The organism is Brucella sp. 22210 (genome assembly GCF_052045675.1).
Classification (GTDB): Bacteria; Pseudomonadota; Alphaproteobacteria; order Rhizobiales; family Rhizobiaceae; genus Brucella.
On the sequence record NZ_JBQEPD010000145.1, the window covers coordinates 1 to 743 of the forward strand.

Sequence of the window (743 nt, forward strand, 5' to 3'; positions counted from 1 at the left end):
TTGCGCCACGTTTGGCGACGGCTGCCTTCTGGGCCGCGATGATTGCGACGGCCGCCGCACCTGTTGTGCTTGGTGTCAGCGTCAATCAGGCAAAGGCTGAGAGTGGTCATGGCGGATCAGGTGGCGGTGGGGGCTTCGGAGGTGCGTCAGGCGTTGCCGTTAATGGAGTCGGCGGCGGCGGCGGCGGCGGCGGCGCTGTAATTAATGATGTAGTGGACAACGAGAATCATCACTACGTCGATTATGGTTCAGCGGGACATAACGGCGGAGCGGGAGGTAGTAGTGTTCTGGAACGCGATGCTGGCGTAACAGCACGTGGTGGTTCCGGTGGTTCCGGTGGCGGGGTGGGGGCTACTACAGTAGGCTCCAATGTTATGGCAATTCAGGGCCGCAACGGTGGTGCAGGTAGTGATGGTTCTGTGACGTATCCGCTAGACAATGTCGGAAATGTTCATGGCTATGGCGGCGGCGGCGGCGGCGGCGGCGCAGGTTTATTTGTTGGCAATGGCCAGGTGACGACGACGCATGCGGGGCTGAGCATCTCAGGTGGTTCAGGGGGGGCTGGTGGTCGTTCTTTCATGGCGAATAGCAGTGGCACCTTTAGGGAGGAGAGCACCGACGGGGCAGCAGGCAGCGGCGGCGCTGGTGTCGTTGTTTCCGGTTCCGGGTCGCGCTTTGAGAACTTTGGAAGTGTAAGAGGTGGTGGCAGTTCGCGTGCGAGTGCTGCAGGTGTTGGTATCCGA

The 743-nt window shown here is 61.0% G+C and carries 1 pseudogene; it reads left to right on the forward strand.

Annotated features, from left to right (window positions below):
• Nucleotides 1–743, forward strand: a pseudogene (locus tag ACTJKP_RS27045) (hypothetical protein); the annotation flags it as partial.